At 68.3% G+C, this 15427-nt stretch carries 14 protein-coding genes; 8 read left to right on the top strand and 6 right to left on the bottom strand.

Features of this window, described 5'->3' with window-relative positions; translation table 11 throughout:
* The first annotated feature begins 213 nt into the window (after positions 1–213).
* Positions 214–1764 carry an aldehyde dehydrogenase family protein gene (locus tag LPW41_RS01315; RefSeq protein WP_154097018.1) on the top strand — a complete coding sequence of 517 codons (1551 nt, stop codon included), beginning with the start codon at positions 214–216 and terminating at the stop codon, positions 1762–1764.
* A gap of 111 nt (positions 1765–1875) precedes the next feature.
* Entirely contained in the window at positions 1876–2265 is a 390-nt protein-coding gene (locus LPW41_RS01310) for a DUF779 domain-containing protein (protein WP_154097019.1), read from the top strand.
* Here the strand turns inward: LPW41_RS01310 and LPW41_RS01305 are convergent.
* From LPW41_RS01305 to LPW41_RS01290, 4 genes are read right to left on the bottom strand one after another with little or no spacing between them, the layout of a single operon-like run.
* Entirely contained in the window at positions 2262–2867 is a 606-nt protein-coding gene (locus LPW41_RS01305) for a response regulator transcription factor (RefSeq protein WP_154097020.1), read from the bottom strand. The two genes, LPW41_RS01310 and LPW41_RS01305, sit on opposite strands and share 4 nt — an antisense overlap.
* Positions 2864–3973: a sensor histidine kinase gene (locus LPW41_RS16960; RefSeq protein WP_230703925.1), complete on the bottom strand. Its 1110-nt coding sequence runs from the start codon at positions 3971–3973 to the stop codon at positions 2864–2866. Before LPW41_RS16960 ends, LPW41_RS01305 begins: the two co-directional genes overlap by 4 nt.
* A 19-nt stretch (positions 3974–3992) precedes the next feature.
* Positions 3993–4790, bottom strand: a complete 798-nt coding sequence (locus tag LPW41_RS01295; protein ID WP_230703924.1) for an ABC transporter permease — start codon at positions 4788–4790, stop codon at positions 3993–3995.
* Complete coding sequence (locus LPW41_RS01290) at positions 4787–5722, bottom strand: ABC transporter ATP-binding protein (protein WP_230703923.1); 936 nt, start codon at positions 5720–5722, stop codon at positions 4787–4789. Before LPW41_RS01290 ends, LPW41_RS01295 begins: the two co-directional genes overlap by 4 nt.
* A 181-nt stretch (positions 5723–5903) precedes the next feature.
* Here LPW41_RS01290 and LPW41_RS01285 point away from each other — a divergent pair, with 181 nt between their 5' ends.
* Both LPW41_RS01285 and LPW41_RS01280 read left to right on the top strand, forming a co-directional pair.
* The gene (locus LPW41_RS01285; RefSeq protein WP_144831043.1) at positions 5904–6194 is read left to right on the top strand and encodes a hypothetical protein; all 291 of its coding nucleotides are present in this window, start codon (positions 5904–5906) and stop codon (positions 6192–6194) included.
* Entirely contained in the window at positions 6191–7951 is a 1761-nt protein-coding gene (locus LPW41_RS01280; RefSeq protein ID WP_230703922.1) for an alpha/beta hydrolase, read from the top strand. Before LPW41_RS01285 ends, LPW41_RS01280 begins: the two co-directional genes overlap by 4 nt.
* A gap of 556 nt (positions 7952–8507) precedes the next feature.
* Here LPW41_RS01280 and LPW41_RS01275 read toward each other — a convergent pair.
* Entirely contained in the window at positions 8508–9338 is an 831-nt protein-coding gene (locus LPW41_RS01275; RefSeq protein WP_230703921.1) for a bifunctional 2-polyprenyl-6-hydroxyphenol methylase/3-demethylubiquinol 3-O-methyltransferase UbiG, read from the bottom strand.
* 107 nt (positions 9339–9445) lie between these two features.
* Here LPW41_RS01275 and LPW41_RS01270 point away from each other — a divergent pair, with 107 nt between their 5' ends.
* Positions 9446–10387, top strand: coding sequence for a RimK family alpha-L-glutamate ligase (locus LPW41_RS01270; RefSeq protein ID WP_230703920.1), 942 nt, complete (start codon positions 9446–9448; stop codon positions 10385–10387).
* Complete coding sequence (locus tag LPW41_RS01265; RefSeq protein WP_144831057.1) at positions 10380–11693, top strand: O-acetylhomoserine aminocarboxypropyltransferase/cysteine synthase family protein; 1314 nt, start codon at positions 10380–10382, stop codon at positions 11691–11693. The genes LPW41_RS01270 and LPW41_RS01265 overlap by 8 nt, the downstream gene beginning before the upstream one ends.
* 248 nt (positions 11694–11941) lie before the next feature.
* On the opposite strand, the gene LPW41_RS01260 is transcribed toward LPW41_RS01265, so the two are convergent.
* Complete coding sequence (locus tag LPW41_RS01260; RefSeq protein WP_222123901.1) at positions 11942–13003, bottom strand: LLM class flavin-dependent oxidoreductase; 1062 nt, start codon at positions 13001–13003, stop codon at positions 11942–11944.
* Positions 13004–13126: 123 nt separating this feature from the next.
* On the opposite strand from LPW41_RS01260, the gene sfnG reads away from it, so the two are divergent.
* The gene (sfnG, locus tag LPW41_RS01255) at positions 13127–14260 is read left to right on the top strand and encodes a dimethylsulfone monooxygenase SfnG (RefSeq protein ID WP_230703919.1); all 1134 of its coding nucleotides are present in this window, start codon (positions 13127–13129) and stop codon (positions 14258–14260) included.
* 130 nt (positions 14261–14390) lie between these two features.
* Positions 14391–15422: a putative FMN-dependent luciferase-like monooxygenase gene (locus LPW41_RS01250; protein ID WP_230703918.1), complete on the top strand. Its 1032-nt coding sequence runs from the start codon at positions 14391–14393 to the stop codon at positions 15420–15422.
* Positions 15423–15427: the final 5 nt, after the last annotated feature.

Here is a 15427-nt window from a genome sequence, read left to right as displayed (position 1 = left end):
TCCGGGCGTCCCGCCCGCGTGTGCGTCGAAGCCGCATTCGTTCGTCGACGACGCACCTGTTTGGCGTCGATCTCGTGCGGTCTCGTCGAACGAATGCGTCCTGAGCGCACGCACGCTCGCCCGCGCAACCCGATGCAACCTCCTGCGGCGTACCGTCGGCGCATCGCCGCCCGAAGCCGACGCGGCGACTCATGACCGTCGAAGGAGACACGCATGACCATCGTCGAAGAAGGCGTCTCGAGCGTCTACGCCGCTCCCGGAACCCGCGGGGCCGTCGCCGAGTACCGCTCGCGGTACGGGCACTACATCGGCGGCGAATGGGTCGAGCCGCACAGCGGGGAGTACTTCGAGAACATCACCCCCGTCACCGGCAAGCCGTTCTGCGAGGTCGGCCGCGGCGACGCGCACGACATCGACCGCGCCGTCGAGGCCGGGTGGAAGGCGTTCGCGTCGTGGAAGAAGACCACTCCCGCTGAGCGCAGCGTCATCCTGAACAAGATCGCCGACCGCATCGAAGAGAACCTGGAGAAGATCGCCGTCGCCGAGACGTGGGAGAACGGCAAGCCGGTGCGCGAGACGCTCGCCGCCGACATTCCGCTCACGGTCGACCACTTCCGCTACTTCGCGGGCGTGCTGCGGGCGCAGGAGGGCTCGCTCAGCCAGCTCGACGAGAACACAGTGGCATACCACTTCAACGAGCCGCTCGGTGTGGTGGGTCAGATCATCCCGTGGAACTTCCCGATCCTCATGGCCGCGTGGAAGCTAGCGCCGGCGCTCGCCGCGGGCAACTGCGTCGTGATCAAGCCGGCCGAGCAGACGCCGGCATCGCTGCTCTTCCTGTTCGACATCATCGGCGACCTGCTCCCCGCGGGCGTGGTGAACATCGTCAACGGGTTCGGCATCGAGGCGGGCGCTCCGCTCGCGCAGCACAAGCGGATCCGCAAGATCGCCTTCACGGGTGAGACCACGACCGGCCGCCTGATCATGCAGTACGCCTCGCAGAACCTCATCCCCGTGACGCTCGAGCTCGGTGGCAAGAGCCCCAACGTCTTCTTCGAAGACGTCGCTCTGCACACCGACGACGCCTACTACGACAAGGCGCTCGAGGGCTTCACGATGTTCGCGCTGAACCAGGGCGAGGTCTGCACGTGCCCCTCGCGCTCGCTGATCCAGCGGTCGATCTACGACCAGTTCCTCGGCGATGGCCTCGAGCGTGTGAAGAAGGTGCGCCAGGGCAACCCGCTCGACCCCGAGACGATGATCGGCGCGCAGGCCTCGAACGACCAGCTCGAGAAGATCCTGTCGTACATCGACATCGGAAAGCAGGGTGGGGCGAAGCTGCTCACCGGCGGTGAGCGCGTCGACCTCGGCGGCGACCTCTCGGGTGGCTACTACGTGGCTCCGACGGTGTTCGAGGGCACGAACGACATGCGCATCTTCCAGGAGGAGATCTTCGGCCCCGTGCTGTCGGTGACGTCGTTCGACGACTTCGACGACGCCATCTCGATCGCCAACGACACCCTCTACGGCCTGGGCGCGGGCGTCTGGGCACGCAGCGGAGACACCGCTTACCGCGCCGGACGCGCGATCGAGGCGGGCCGCGTCTGGACGAACACGTACCACCAGTACCCCGCGCACGCGGCGTTCGGCGGATACAAGCAGTCGGGCATCGGTCGCGAGAACCACCTCAAGATGCTCGACCACTACCAGCAGACGAAGAACCTGCTCGTGTCGTACGCCGACGGGGCGATGGGCTTCTTCTGAGTCGCAGCGGCGCCGGGGCTTTCCCGGCGCCGCATCCCCATGTCCCACTTTTGGTCTCCTGAGGACCCTTCAGGCGACCGAAAGTGGGACATCGTTCGAAAGGAACGGGACATGGCCGAGCTTTCCCGCGTCGACGTGACGGATGCCGCGGCTGCGCTGCTGCGCGAGCTCACTGTCAAGCACGGGCCGCTGATGTTCCACCAGTCCGGCGGATGCTGCGATGGCAGCTCCCCCATGTGTTACCCCGTGGGGATGTTCATCACGGGTCCCAGCGACGTGCACCTCGGCGATATCGAGGTCGGTCTCGACGACCCCATTCAGGTCTACATGTCGGAGTCGCAGTTCGAGTACTGGAAGTTCACGCACCTGACGATCGACGTCGTCCCCGGTCGTGGCGCGGGCTTCTCGGTCGAGGGGCCGACGGGCATGCGCTTCCTCATCCGCTCCCGGATGCTGACGGAGGAGGAGGCGGAGGCGTTCGGGGTGGGTGCCGACCGCTAGAGCCACCCACGCTCCACAGCGACCCGCACGGCATCCGCCCGATTCCGCCCGCCGGTCTTGCCGATCGCGCTCGAAAGATGGTTCTTCACCGTGCCCTCCGAGAGGTGGACGGTCCGCGCGATGTCGGCGATCGTGCCGCCGTCGCGTGCCGCGGCGAGCACGTCGGTCTCCCGCTCGGTCAGCGGCGAGTCGCCCTGCGCGAGCGACTCGGCGGCGAGTTGCGGGTCGACAACGCGGAGTCCCTGGGACACCCGCCGCACGGCAGCCGCGAGCTCGGTCGCGGGGGTGTCCTTGACGACGAAGCCCGACGCGCCGGCCTGCATCGCCCGCGCCAGGTAGCCGGGGCGTCCGAAGGTCGTGACGATGAGGGCGCGGCATCCGGGAACCTCCGCGCGCAACTGCGCGGCGGCGGCGATCCCGTCGATGCCCGGCATCTCGATGTCGAGCAGGGCGACAGTGGCCTCCGACGTGCGTGCCGCCTCGACCACCTCGTCTCCGCGTCCGACCTGAGCGACGACCTCGATGTCGGCCTCGAGCCCGAGCAGGGCGGCCAGGGCGCCGCGCACGAGGGCCTGATCGTCGGCGATGAGCAGTCGGATCACCACGCCACCTTCACTTTGAAGCCGCCGAGGTCGCTGCGACCGATGGTCAACCGCGCTCCCGAGGTCTCGACGCGTTCGCGGAGTCCCGTGAGTCCTGAGCCGGTGGATGCCGTGGACGCCGGGCCGCACCCGTCGTCGGCGACCTCGATCGAGCGGTTGTCGAGTCGCACGCGGCAGGCGCTCGCGCCGGAGTGGCGCACCACGTTGGTGACGGCCTCCCGCACGACCCACCCGGCGAGTTCTCGGCGATCGGCGGGCACCTGGTCGGTGGAGCCGGGGAGGTCGGCGGAGACGCCGGCGCTCTCGAGCGCCGCGCGGGCCGCGGCCAGCTCGCCGCTGATGCTCACGCCGCGATACCCGTGCACGGTCGCGCGCACGTCGGCCAGCGCCCCGCGGGAGAGGCCTTCGATCTGGGCGATCTCGTCGCGGGCAGCCGGGGAGCCGGCATCCATCAGTCGTCCTGCCAATTCGGCCTTGACGGTGATCACCGTGAGCGAGTGTCCGAGGATGTCGTGCACATCGCGGGCGACGCGGCCGCGCTCTCGTTCGGCGGCGAGTTCGGCGATCTGCTCCTGAGCCGCGCGCAGGCGCTCGAGGGTCGAGATGTTCTCGACGAAGCTGAACATCATGATCGAGATCGACAGGATGATCGCCGAATTCACGACGTTCGAGAACGCGTCGGCCCCCATCGCGTCGCCGACGATGAACGACACGGCGCTGAGGGCCGGGACGAAGAGCCAGGTGGTCCTCCGGCCCATAGCCGAGACGGCGAACGCGACGCCGACGAAGGTCCACATCCAGCGGATGTCGGTGCCGAGCCAGGGCAGCAGCGTGAGGCTCAGCGCGAAGAGCACCACCGTCGGCAGCAGCCTGCGGATGCGCGACGGGGTGACGCGGGCGTAGGGAACGGTCGCCATGAACACGGCGGCGAACACGATGATGATCGCGGTGCCGGCCAGGTGACCCGTCACGCTCGGGCCCTGCCACAGCTCGACCAGCACCGGATAGGTCCAGATCAGCGAGATCGACGCGCCGATGAACCAGCCACGGCGGAACGGACGGCGGCCCGGAACGCGGGTGCGCTCCGGGCCGGTCGTCGTGCTCACGTGGTTCACCCTAGGCGTGTCAGCCGCGACGCGTGTCGCGACGGAAGAAGTACACGGTGCCGGCGATGAACACCGCGAGCCAGACCACCGCGTTGACGAGGGCGCCGAGGTCGAAACCGTCGCCGGTGAGGGGCGACCGGGCGAGTTCGCCGATGCCGTAGACGGGCGTCAGCTTGCCGATCACCTGCAGGAAGTCGGGCATCGACGACAGGGGGAAGAACAGCCCGCCGAGGAACGACAGCAGCACCACCGCGAGGCTCGTGATCTGCGCCGCGTTCTCGCCCGGCACCATATAGCCGACCATCAGGCCGAGGGTGGTGAAGACGGCTCCCGCGAGTACCCAGGCTGCGAGACCCGTGACGATCCACTGCACCGGGGCGAGCTGTACGCCGGCTCCGGCGGCGACGGCGTAGGTCGCGATGACCGCGATCAGGCCGAACATCATGCCCGCGAGCATCTTGACCACGACGTTCGAGATCGGGTTGAGGGGGGTGAGCCGCAGCTGTCGCGACCAGCCCTGTGCGCGCTCGACCGCGACCGACGCCCCGGTCTGGGTCGCCGACATCATGGTTCCGTACATCGCCATCGAGACCATGATGTACGCGGCCACCGACACTCCCCCGGATGCCAGGGGAGTATCCGTCAGCGGCACGTCGAGCGTCTGGAACCCGACGATGAAGAACATCAGCACGGGGAACGCGACGGTGAACACGATGCTGCGCGGATTGCGCAGCTTGCGCACCAGTTCGATGCGCAGATAGGTCAGTGTGAAGCCGCCGAAGGCGGGAACCGGGCGGTCGAGGGCGATGGCGGTCATCGGAGTGATCCATTCGAGACGAGGTCGGATGCCGAGGGCTCGGCGGTGAGCGTCAGGAACACGCTCTCGAGGTTCTGGGCGGTGATCTCGAGATCCCGCGCCGCGGTGGCGGTGAGAAGGTGACGCGCGAGAGCGTCGGAATCGCGCGTGTGCACGGTGATGCGCTCGCCGGCGGCCTCGACCGAATCGACGCCCGGAACGGACGCGAGGGCCGTGAGGTCGGCATCCGGGAGCGTCATCTGAACGACCCGCCCCGAGACGAGGTTCTTGATCTCGGTGGTGCTGCCGTCGGCCACGATCTGTCCGCCGCGCATGAGCACGATGCGGTCGGCGTACTCGTCGGCCTCGTCGAGGTAGTGCGTGGCGAACATCACAGTGCGTCCGCGCGCGGCATCCGCCCGGATCGCGTTCCAGAACGAGCGGCGCGCCTCGACGTCCATGCCGGTGGTGGGCTCGTCGAGGATCAGCAGCGCGGGGTCGCTGACGAGCGCCATCGCGAAGCGCAGTCGCTGCTGCTCCCCGCCCGAGCACAGGCCCACCTTGCGACGGGCGAGATTCCGGATGCCGGCACGCTCGAGGGCCTCGTCGACGGGACGCTTTTCGGCGAAGAGGCTCGCCGTCAGCTCGACCGTTTCGCGCACGGTCAGGTCTTTCAGCAGTCCGCCCGACTGAAGCACGGCCGAGACGAGGCCGCGGGCGACGGCTCCGCGAGCGCTGTGGCCGAACACCTCGATGCTGCCGGCGTCGGGGGTGGTCAGGCCCAGGATCATGTCGATCGTGGTGGTCTTGCCCGCGCCGTTCGGGCCGAGGAAGGCCACGATCTCGCCTGGTCGGACGGTGAGGTCGACGCCGCGGACGGCGTGGACGGAGCCGAAGCTCTTGACGACGCCCCGCGCGTCGATCGCGGCGGGGGTGGGGGTGGAGGAGGTCATGTGTTCATGCTGGCCGTGGGGCCGGGAGGGCACATCAGCCGGCCGTCACCATTCAGGGGTGACGTTCGTCATGGGTCTCTCGGGTGAACTTGGCCAATCGACGGGTGAATATGCCCTGGACCGGGCTTTTCCCTGTGGATAACTCGCTCGGGGTCGCCGCGATTCTCAGTACCTTCCCCGCATGCGTGCATTCACCGTGATCCCCGACGAGCTCCGCCGCACCGCCCTGATCTTCGACAACGTCATCCGGCCCGCCGAATCTCAGTTCCGGATGCCGTGGACCCGCACCCTCGGTCACGAGGCGCTCTGCGAGGCCGTCGACGACTTCGCAGGAGCCTTGGCCGGCGGCTGGACCGAGGCGGTCGCGAGCGTCGACGACGTGGCATCCGGTCTGCGAGAAGTGGCGGCGATGTACGAACGCGTGGACGATGACGCTGACGTCACGCTCAAGGCGTTGCAGGCGCTGCTGTGACCGCTCTGGGGCACTCGTCACACGCGACCGGGCTCGTTCCGGGATCGGTGGAGGCCGCGTACGAGGTCGCGCATCTCGCCGCCGAGCGAGAACGCGTCGCCTCGGATCTGGTCGACCGACTGCTGCGCATGCGCGAGATCGACGGATGGACCGGGCAGGCGGCCGAGGCGTACGCGAATCGCGTGGCATCGGTTGCGCGACGCTGGTCCGAGATCGGCGACGGACTCTCCGCGGTCATCGGCCCGCTGCAGACGTACGCCCGGGCGTTGAGTTCGGCGCAGGGGCTGGCCGCGCAGGCGATCGAGGCGTGGGCTTTCGCGTCGACGCTGCCTGAGACGCCGGGGACGCCCGCCGGGTTCTCGTCGTTCTCGCGGGGGTGGCCCGTGCTGGTGTCGGATCCCCGCCACCGCGGGCCGGCTCCGACGACCGCCGGCGAGGCGCGAGCGCGGGCCGAGGCGATGGTGGCTGACGCGTGCGCCGACGTGAAAGCGGCGGGCGATGTCGCGACAGCCGCCGTGCGGCGTGCGATCGAGGCCGTGCGCGCCCGCGGGGAGGCATGGGCGAGGGTCGGTGAGGGTCTCGGAGTCGCAGCGCTTCCGCCCGGACGCGTGCTCGCGATGATGCGCACCCTCGACGCCGACACGCTCACCGACCTGCTCGGGGCACGACCCGACCTGCTGGAGCGTCTGGCGCAGAGCAACCCGGCTGATGTCGCACCGTGGTGGCGCGGCCTGAGCTCGGCGCAGCAGGATGCACTGATCGCCTGCGCCCCCGGGATCATCGGCAACCTCGGCGGCGTCGCCTACGCCGCGCGCGACCGCGCGAACCGCATCGTGCTCGCCCAGGCGCTCGAAGAGGCGCGGAACAGCCCGTGGGACCAGTCGGAGCAGGTGGCGGCGTTGGAGGCGCTGGAGACGGCTAGCCGAGGGCGGACGCTGGCTTCCGTGATTCTCGATAGGCCGCCTTTAGCGCAGGTCGCGGTGGGTGACCTTGACTCGGCTTCTTACGTAAGCGTGATTGTTCCGGGGATGAATACTTCGGTCGTGAATGGGGTGCAGTCCTACGCCGTGGCAGCAGAAGATATGCGATTCGCTCAGAGCTACGTCAGTGGGGTGGCGACTAGCGACATCGCTGTCCTGGCCTGGCTCGGTTACCACCCACCCACAAATGCCGCGCCACTCGAAGTGTTCGAGAATGAAAGAGCGAGATCCGGCGCTAATGCGTTGGCTATCGATCTTGAGGCGCTGCGTGAGGTCCGAGCGGAAGCGCCCACTTTCTCCCTCACTGCGATCGGCCACTCATACGGCACGGACGTTCTCACGCTCGCTTTGCAATCCACCGGAGTTGATCACGTCGCGCTTCTTGGTTCCGCTGGGGTGGCGGATGAAGTGTCGGACGCGGCGGCGTTACAAGTGCCCGCCGGCGAGGTCTATGCCACGCAGTCGACTCGCGATGGGTGGGCTCCCATTGGGCAGTACTTCTCAGGTCGGGTCGACCCGACGGCAGACTCGTTCAATGCCCATGTCTTCAGTTCGGAGGCCTCGGTTATCGATGGGAAGACCCACCCCGCAGTTGGGCAACACGGACCCTTCGGCGACGGTGCCTCAACGCTGAGTTACCTGGACCCGAATGCGTCGGCTCAGCAATATACGGCAATGATCGCGATGGGCCGCGGACCTGAAATACCGGAATGGGGAAACCCCGAGGAGCGCGACCAGCGCAAGCTCGTCGAGGCAGAGGAGGAGCGATACAGGTGAGGAAGTTTGGGAAGTCGGCGGTCTTCGTGTTCCTCGCGCTCACTCTGAGTGCATGCGGAGCCACCCCCCAGGTAAATGGAGGAGAGACGATGAGTCCGGACGAGGCCAAAGCTGAGGTGAAGGCGCTCTTTGCCGACGCGGAGGAAGTTATCGGTACAGGTGGCTGGGCGCCCCGGACCTTCTGGGGACCGTGCGAGGTTCCAGGCAGGGAAGACGAGGTGCAGTGGACATTTGCCGCGCAAAAGTTTGTGGCACTCGCGGGTGAAACGCGGGATTATGGCGACAAAGTCGCCGCCCAGTGGACCGAGCGCGGCTTGAGTCCCGCTGCAGGACCGGACTCACTACCGACTGAATCAAGCTATCTGGTGTCAGACCCACCATCCCTAGAGGGTTTGCGCGACGACGGCGGGTTCACTCAGCTTTCAATCAGTCCGGAGGTCGTGCTTTTCCGCGCGAAGTCAAGATGCGTTCCGGGCCGCGTTGCGGATCTTGAGTCTCCACAGGGGTAAAGCGCACGGCACGGACGCACACGAAGGAAACGGTTGCGCTCCGACCGTCACGCCACCTTCGTCGCCCTGATCGTGTAGCTCAGCGGCATCACCGACGGCTGCTCGGTCAGCGCGAACTCGCCGTTCGGGCGCTCCGTCATGCGGCCGGGCAGGGCCTCCCACGGAACGCTGTCGTGCTCGACGAGAGTGTCGAGACGCAGGCCGCGCTCCAGCAGGGCCGTGACGATCTCGCCGAGGCCGTGGTTCCACTCGTACGTCTTCGTCGACGTCAGCGGAGCCGACACCGCGACGTAGGTGCTGTCGTCATCCCACTCCAGGGGTGCCGTCTGCTCGAAGTACGGGAACGCGAGGGTCAGCCCGGGCAGGTCCTCGTTCATCGCCCACAGCACGGGATGCCCCTCGCGGATGTGAAGCGTGCCGCCGGGCGCGAGCAGCTCGGTGACCACCCCGGCCCATTCTGTGATCGACGGGAGCCAGCACAGCGCGCCGATCCCCGTGTAGACGAGGTCGAACTCGCCGCGCGGGAGCGCCTCCGCCGCGCGCCGAACATCCGATCTGACGAAATCGACCTGCACCCCGGCTTCGTCGGCGAGGCGTCGCGCCTCTGCGACGGCGTTCTCCGAGAAGTCGAGTCCCGTCACCCGCGCGCCCAGCCGGGCGAGCGAAAGGGTGTCGGTGCCGATGTGGCACTGCAGGTGCACCGCCCGCTTGCCCGCAATGTCGCCCAACAGCGGCAGATCGAACCGCACGACGTCCGACAACGCCGCGGAATCCTCCACATAGCGCTGTACGCCGTACCCCGAACCGTCTCGCGCGGCGTGCAGAGTCGCGCGCTCGTCCCAGTTGGCGCGGTTGGCATCGATGTAGTCCGAGGTCATGGCATCCCTTTCCGGCATCCGAGCCTAGGGGGCGGATGCCGGCGGCCCGGTGTCGTCAGGTGACGCACGGTCGACCCGATGTCGGAGGTCCGGGTTAGCCTGGCGGCATGTCGGGCAAGGTCTATGTCATCCACGAGAACCCTCAATGGATCCCGCCGTTCGCGGCGGCGTTCGAAGCCGAGGGTGTGCCGTTCGAAGAGTGGATGCTGACCGACGGGTCGATCGACCTGGCCGTCGAGCCGCCCGAGGGCATCTTCTGGTCGCGGCTGAGCGCCTCAGCCCACACCCGCGACCACGCCTACAGCAAAGAATTTGGCCGCGCCGTGCTGCGCTGGCTCGCGTCGTGGGGTCGCACGGTGATCAACGGGGCCGACGTGCTCGAACTCGAGGTCAGCAAGGTCGCGCAGCACGCGGCTCTGCGGCACGCGGGCATCGAGGTTCCGCGCACGGTCGCCGTGTTCGGCGTCGACGACCTCGCGGCGAAGGCCGAGGAGTTCGGCGCCCCCTTCATCAGCAAGCACAACCAAGGCGGCAAGGGCCTCGGGGTACGGCGCTGGGACACCGTCGACGAGTTCGCCGCCTGGGTGAAGAGTCCCGACTTCGAGCCCTCCCCCGATGGCATCACGCTGTTGCAGGAGTTGCTCGTCGCCAAGACGCCCTTCATCACGCGGTCCGAGTTCGTCGCCGGCGACTTCGTGTACGCCGTGCGGGTCGACACCAGTGCCGGCAGCTTCGAGCTCTGCCCCGCCGAAGCCTGCGCCGTTCCGGGGGCGGACGGGGTCGAGCCCGAACCCCTGTTCCGCCTGCGTGACGACGTCGATTCGGCGCTCATCGACCGGTACCTCGCGTTCCTCGCGGCCGAGGGGGTCGGCATCGCGGGTATCGAGTTCATCGAGACCCGCGACGGGCGCACCGTCACGTACGACGTCAACACGAACACCAACTACAACCCCGACGTCGAAGCCACCGCACCGCGCTCCGGACCCCGCGAGATCGCCCGCTGGCTCGGCACGCTGCTCCCCCAAGAAGCGGTGGGTCTGCGTGGCTGAGCCCGCTCCCCCGCACTTCGACTGGCAGGGCTTCGGCTTCGCCACGCGCCAGGTCCATGCGGGCGAGATCGAAGACCTCACCCACGGCTCGCGCATCACCCCGGTGCACCTGTCTGCCGCGTACCGATTCGATTCGTTCCAAGAGGCGACCGATCGGTTCGCCGGCGCAGATCTGGGTCACCTGTACTCCCGCAACGCGAACCCCACCAATCAGGTTGCCGAGGCTCGGTTGGCCTCCCTCGAGGGTGGATCGGGAGCGATCGTCGTCGGATCGGGTCAGGCGGCGATCACGATCGCGCTTCTCGGACTCGCCGCCAGCGGTGAGCACATCGTCTCGACCGCCAGCATCTACAGCGGCACGCGGGTGCTGTTCGACCGCACCTTCGCCCGCATGGGCGTCACCGTCGAGTACGTCTGGGATCCGGCGGACGAGGCGGAGTGGGACGCCCTCATCCGCCCCGAGACGAAGGCGATCTTCACCGAGACGCTCCCGAACCCCAAGAACGACGTCGTCGACATCGACGTCGTCGCTCGCGTGGCGCGACGGCACGGCATCCCGCTCGTCGTCGACAACACCATCGCGACGCCGTTCTTGATCCGACCGATCGAGCACGGAGCCGACATCGTCGTGCACTCGGCGACGAAGTTCCTCTCGGGACACGGCGCGAACCTCGCGGGTGCGGTGGTCGACGGCGGGACGTTCGACTGGATGGCATCCGATCGCTCCTATCCCGCGATCACCGACACGCCGATCTCGGGACACTCCTCGTTCGTCGAGGCGTTCGGCCCGCGCGCGTTCGAGCTGTCGCTGCGGTTCGGCATCGCGAACGACACCGGCCCCGCCCTGTCACCGCTCAACGGATTCCTGCTGCTGCAAGGCATGGAGACGCTGTCGGTGCGCATGCGCCAGCACCTCGCTACGGCGCGCACGATCGCCGAGTGGCTCGAGCAGCACGCCGCGGTCGAGAGCGTCGACTACGCGGGTCTGCCGTCGCACCCGCAGCACGCGCTCGCCGTCCGCGACTACGACGGGCTGTCGGGCTCCGTCTTCTCGTTCACCGTGCGCGGAGGTCGCCCCGCCGCGGAGCGTTTCTTCGACGCTCTGCGTCTGTTCAGCCGCATGACCAACATCGGCGACACGCGGTCGATGGCCCTGCACCCCGCGACGACGACCCACCTCGGCTTCACGCAAGACACACGCGACCGCCTCGGCATCGGCGACGGCCTCATCCGGCTGTCGATCGGCCTCGAAGACGCCGAAGACCTCATCGCCGACCTCGATCAGGCCCTCCGCGCCGCGTCCTAGCGCTCCCGTCCCGGCGGTTTCCCGGCGCTTTGGTCCCACGCTCCGGCGCCCACGGGACCCGCCGTCGGTGCAGGCCCGGGTTCCTGGCATCCGGAGCCTTCGAACCCACCTCGGTGTCCAAAACAGCCGGACGGTTTTCGCTTCCGTCCGGGTGTTTTGGACACTCAGCACCGGAGAGCGGCGCCCCGAGCCCCAGCCCGGACGCGCCCCCACTCAACGGGGGGTACGCCCCGCGGCGCGAAGCGCGGTCAGGCGTCGCGCTGGGCCTCCAGGCGGCGCACGCGCGGGATCACCTCGGCGGCGAACCGCTGCAACTCGGGCAGGTGCGGCGAGAACTGCAGCAGCAGGGTCGAGACGCCGACGTTCGCGAAGGCGACGATGCGTTCTGCCACCTGGTCGGGGGTTCCGACGAGGTCGGGGCGGAGGCCGCGGTTCGACACCGAGTACTCCTTGAGGTCGATCTGGGTGTCGAGCTTCGACTTGCTCACGAAGTCCTGGTACGAACCGTAGGCCGCTCCCCCGCGCACGTCGGTGATGCGGTCGATCTCGGCCTGAGCCTCTTCTTCGGTGTCGCGGACGACGGCGTAGGCGGCCATGCCGAACGCTTCGAACGGCGTCGCCCCGGCTTCGGCGCGGCGCCGGCGCATGTCGGCGACCTTCGTCCCGAGCTCCTCGAGTGTGCCGCCGTGCGTCAGGTACGCGTCGGCGAAGCGCGTGATCGCGTTGCGCCCGGCCTCGCTCTCGCCACCGGCGTACAGGCGCGGCAGCACCTGGGGCTTGGGCTCCAGATAGGTGCCCTCGGTGCGGTAGTACTCCCCCTCGTACGCGAACGGCGTCTCGGACCACAGGCCGCGCAGCACCTCGACCCACTCGATCGTGCGCGCGTACCGGTCGTCGTGGGCGCTGAAGAGGCCGTCGTACTGCTTGGCCTCCTCGGCCCACCACGCCGAGACGACGTTGAGGGTGAAGCGCCCTCCGCTGATCTCGTCGATGGTCGCCGCCTGCTTGGCGGTGTGGAACGGGTTGTGGAAGCCCGGGCGCACGGCCGCGAGCAGCTCGAGCTTCGAGGTGACGGCGGCGAGCCCCGCCGTCACCGCCCACGCGTCGAGCGACGGCGCCTCGACGCCCTTGATGTCGTTCAGGTTCAGCTCGGGGATGAGCGTGAGGTCGAAGCCGCCTTCTTCCGCAGCGCGAGCGATCGCGGCGATATGGGCGAACGACACGGGCGTCTGCTCGTCGTCGACGTTGCGCAGCCATCCGCCGAAGATGGGGGTCCAGTAGCCGAAACGCACGCGCTGGGGGGAGGTCATGGCTCCATCCTCACCCGCCTCATGTCGGCCGGCGTCACGGGACGAAACGGTCCGTCACATGTCGTTGACCGATGCTCGACGCGGTGGGAGGTTGGCCGGATTCCGATCCGCGAGGAGGATTCCATGACCGATTCCACCCCCACCCACGAGCCGCTGAAGTTCGCCTACTGGGTGCCGAACGTCAGCGGTGGGCTCGTGATCAGTTCGATCGAGCAGCGCACCGACTGGGACTACGACTACAACGTGAAGCTCGCCCGCACGGCCGAGCGCGTCGGGTTCGAATACGCCTTGAGCCAGGTGCGGTACGCCTCCAGCTACGGCGCCGCGCAGCAGCACGAGTCCACCTCGATCAGCCTCGCGCTGCTGCTGGCCACCGAGAAGCTGAAGGTCATCGCCGCCATCCATCCCGGCATCTGGCATCCGGCCGTCCTGGCGAAGTTCATCAACACGGCGGACCAGTTCTCGCACGGGCGCGCGGCGGTCAACGTCGTCAGCGGCTGGTTCAAAGACGAGTACACCGACCTGGGTCTCGAATGGCTCGAGCACGACGATCGCTACGAGCGTGCGGCGGAGTTCATCCAGGTGCTGCGGGGCCTGTGGACGCAGGAGAAGTTCTCTTTCCACGGGAAGTACTACGACATCACCGACTTCACGCTGCGCCCCTTCCCGTACGAGGTGCCGGGGCGAGCCCACCCCGACATCTTCCAGGGCGGCAACTCCACGGCCGCGCGCTTCAACGGCGGCGCGTTCTCGGACTGGTACTTCTCGAACGGCAAGGACTTCGACGGCTTCACCGAGCAGTACGACGACGTGACGCGCATCGCGGCCGAGCACGGTCGGCGCACGCGATTCGGCCTCAACGGGTTCGTCATCCAGCGCGACAGCCGCGCTGAGGCGGAGGCCCAGTTGCGCGAGATCATCGCCCACGCCGACTCGGGCGCCGTCGAGGGGTTCCGCAAGAGCGTGCAGGAGGCGGGCAACGCGACGTCCGACAAGAAGGGGATGTGGGCCGACTCGTCGCTCGAGGATCTCGTGCAGTACAACGACGGGTTCCGCACGCAGCTCTTCGGCGACGCGCAGCAAATCGCCGAGCGCATCATCGAGTACAAGAAGCGCGGCGTCGACCTGTTCCTGCTCGGCTTCCTGCACTTCCAGGAGGAGCTGGAGCACTTCGGTGAGACGGTGATCCCGATCGTGCGCGAGCTCGAGGCGGATCTCGCGCGCACGGGTGATCCGATCGGGGTGGCGGCCGGCTGAGCATCCCGTCACAGGTTCCCGAGAGAGGCCTCCAGCTCGACGACACGGGCCTAGCCTGGTGTGCGCGGGTGTATTCCACTCCGCGCATACAGCGATATCGGGCCGCGTGGCCCCGAAGGGACTCGGTTCGATGAGCGGCGCACGCCTCGGATTCTTCACACGGGTGCTGGATGCCGGTACCGACGGTGACCGATACGGCAAGGCGCTCGCACAGGTCCGTGCCGCCGACGAGCACGGTTTCGCATCCCTCTGGGTCGCTCAGCATCACTTCGACCGTGACGAGGGAGGCCTGCCGTCGCCGTTCCCGTTCCTGGCCGCGGCGGCCGTGCAGACTGAACGGATCGCGCTGGGAACGGGCATCGTGACCCTTCCGATCGACGACCCCGTGCGCGTGGCGGAGGACGCCGCCTTCGTCGACGCCCTGAGCGGCGGTCGCGTACAGCTCGGCATCGGCACGGGCGGCACGCCCTCGTCGTTCGCGGCCTTCGAGCGGTCCTCCGACGATCGCCGGGCGATCCACGCCGCGCACCTCGACGTCCTGCGTGACGCCTTCGCTGGGCGCGGCATTCGGAACACCGATCTGCGCCTGAACCCCGCGGCGCCGCACCTCGGCGGTCGGCTGTGGCAGGCGACATTCTCCATCGACGGCGGTCGACGAGCCGGATCCGCCGGTGACGGACTGCTGCTCTCGCGAACGCAGCCGCGTGCCGAGGGTCAAGATCTGCACGAGGTGCAGGTGCCCATCGTCGAGGCCTACCTGGCCGCCCTCCCTCGCGGCGTCGCTCCGCGCATCCTCGCGTCGCGCACCGCCGTGGTCGTCGACGCCGACCGCCTCGACGAGGTGTGGGCGGGGGCGGATGCCGGCATCCGGCGCCTCGCGCGCACATTCCTTCAGCGGAATGCAGATGGCGACCTGCGGGAATTGGCGGACGTCACCAATACCCACCTGGGCACCGCCGATGACGTGGTCGCCTCGCTCCGAGCGGATCGCACCCTCGAGCTCGCGACCGACGTCGCCTTCCAGGTGCACTCGGTCGACTCGGTTCACGAGGTGACCCTCCGGTCGATCGAGCTGCTGGCGACCGAGGTCGCCCCTCAGCTCGGGCTCCGCACGGGTGCCGAGGCTGCCGATGAACTGCGCGCGATCGGCGCCGTGGCCTGAGGGGC

This window comes from Microbacterium sp. JC 701, assembly GCF_021026215.1.
Taxonomy (GTDB): Bacteria; Actinomycetota; Actinomycetes; order Actinomycetales; family Microbacteriaceae; genus Microbacterium; species Microbacterium algihabitans.
This window is presented reverse-complemented; position numbering and strand designations above follow the sequence as displayed.